The sequence below is a fragment of the Carboxydothermus pertinax genome (assembly GCF_001950255.1).
Classification (GTDB): domain Bacteria; phylum Bacillota; class Z-2901; order Carboxydothermales; family Carboxydothermaceae; genus Carboxydothermus; species Carboxydothermus pertinax.
Genome location: NZ_BDJK01000057.1, coordinates 1 through 1,754, shown reverse-complemented (window position 1 = coordinate 1,754; position 1,754 = coordinate 1). Strand labels below are relative to the sequence as shown.

3 protein-coding genes are annotated in these 1,754 nt (G+C 40.5%); 1 reads left to right on the top strand and 2 read right to left on the bottom strand.

Features of this window, described 5'->3' with window-relative positions:
* Nucleotides 1-263: 263 nt before the first annotated feature.
* Nucleotides 264-506 (bottom strand): YgaP family membrane protein, encoded by a 243-nt coding sequence (locus tag cpu_RS11955; protein ID WP_075860219.1) that lies wholly within the window; start codon nucleotides 504-506, stop codon nucleotides 264-266.
* 94 nt (nucleotides 507-600) lie between these two features.
* On the opposite strand from cpu_RS11955, the gene cpu_RS13860 reads away from it, so the two are divergent.
* Nucleotides 601-777, top strand: a complete 177-nt coding sequence (locus tag cpu_RS13860) for a hypothetical protein (protein WP_200800693.1) — start codon at nucleotides 601-603, stop codon at nucleotides 775-777.
* A gap of 29 nt (nucleotides 778-806) precedes the next feature.
* On the opposite strand, the gene lipM is transcribed toward cpu_RS13860, so the two are convergent.
* The gene (gene lipM / locus cpu_RS11950; protein ID WP_075860218.1) at nucleotides 807-1,616 is read right to left on the bottom strand and encodes a lipoate--protein ligase family protein; all 810 of its coding nucleotides are present in this window, start codon (nucleotides 1,614-1,616) and stop codon (nucleotides 807-809) included.
* Between the last annotated feature and the right edge of the window lie 138 nt (nucleotides 1,617-1,754).

The following is a 1,754-nucleotide window of genomic DNA, read 5'->3' as shown; positions in this document are numbered from 1 at the left end:
ATTGCCCTATCCTCCTGGCAGGTAAAGCTATTTAAAGTATTGCCATTTTAGTTAGGTAAAAACCATTTACACAAAACTATTTACATTCCCTTAAATTAAAAGCTTTTTCTAACTCACTAAAGGAGAATTTATGAGTAGTTAAAGGAGTTGGGTCAATTTTCCCCGTCTCAATCAGTCTAAGTAATCGGCTAAGGCGTTCTTTTCCGCCCGGGCGTAATCCTGTTTTAATATTCTTTTCACCCATTTCTACATTTTAGTTATATTTAACTGGGAGATGGGATAGAAAATTCGTCGTCATCACCGTTTTCCCTGTACCAGTTATTTTCTTCAACCGTGTTAATACCAAAAAGCTCAAATACCGGACACCAGCGGGTGATCCCGGTGGCCAACTCCATAGCTCCTACACAAATTAAATTTTTTGATTTATTTACGATACCTAACCCCAGGAGCATTGCTCCCATTGAACTGCGCAAAAAAGCATCCCAGGTACCAACATTTTCACGCATCATTCCACCCCCGTTTTTTCTTAGTATTCCCAAGTTAATACATATTATTTGCCAATTGGGCAAAAATAAGCTTGAAAAAAAGGGAGGTGGAATCATGACCAACTACGCCAGTACAGATCAGCTTAACCTGGTAGGCTTAAGCTGTCCTAAATTTTCTGCCAAAACCGGCAAAGCTAATATTAAAAGCTGTGAGGTTTGCCGCCACTGGAGCGGTACAAATTGCCAAATTCAAATGTTCGATCCAGTCCTTACAAGCTTAGACCAAACATAAAAAGCCTTGGCTCATACCAAGGCTTTTTCTTAAATTCGATACAACCAATCTCTGCTATGATATTTTTCCTTCAGTAACTTCTTACTAATTTCTTCTTCTTCCGGCGTAAGATAACTTTTTTGAAAACTAACTTCTAAACCCTCAGAAAAACCTTTTAAAAACGCCTCTTTTATTTCCGCAAGCGAAAATTCCCGGGGAGAAAAATCAAGAATTGCTCCAGCCTTTTTATGAAAACTTGCCAAAAGCCGCTCTTTTTGCTCCAAGGATTTAAATTTTAACACCCGAAAAAGTTTGTCGACATCCATTTTTATAACAATCGCACCGTGCTGAAGCAGGTAATCACCTCTACGGACCTGGGCACTACCAATTACCTTACGTCCCTTTACCGTTAACTCATACCATGAAGGAGCTTCAAAACAAATCGCCGATAAATCGGAAGCTTTTTTACCCTCGGCAATTTCTCCTTCAATCCCGAGGTTTTTAAGTCCCAATAAAAGTCCTTTACTAATTTTCAGATAGGATTCCAAGACACTTCCCGAAAGTTTAGGATGATGAATGCTGCCGACCAGGGAATAGGTTAGCTCAAATTCATGAAGCACCGCTCGCCCCCCGGTAGGCCGGCGAACTACATCTACCCCTAACTTCTCACATTCGGAAAAGTCCACTTCCTCTTGGGCTTTTTGAAAATAACCAAGACTTAAAGTTGGCCGGACCCAGGTGTAAAAGCGTAAAACCGGCACCCCCTGATTTTTTGCCAAAACCTCCAGTAAAGCTTCATCTATAGCCATATTTTCGGCCCCGAAAAAGGATCCGTGGTCGATAAAGCGCCAGGTTTCCATACTACACCTCCAACTCCGCTAAAAGTTCGTCTAAGCACTGCTGGATTTCCGAGAGGACTGAAAAAGTAACATTTTTTAGGCGCAAATTGGCTTTTTATAGCTGTAAAATCTTCCTTTAAACAAATATTTATGTAGTAA

Bases quoted from the DNA above. Each gene is read 5' to 3' on its own strand.
- cpu_RS11955 (WP_075860219.1), bottom strand. From the start codon at position 506: ATGCGTGAAAATGTTGGTACCTGGGATGCTTTTTTGCGCAGTTCAATG.
- cpu_RS13860 (WP_200800693.1), top strand. From the start codon at position 601: ATGACCAACTACGCCAGTACAGATCAGCTTAACCTGGTAGGCTTAAGC.
- lipM (WP_075860218.1), bottom strand. From the start codon at position 1,616: ATGGAAACCTGGCGCTTTATCGACCACGGATCCTTTTTCGGGGCCGAA.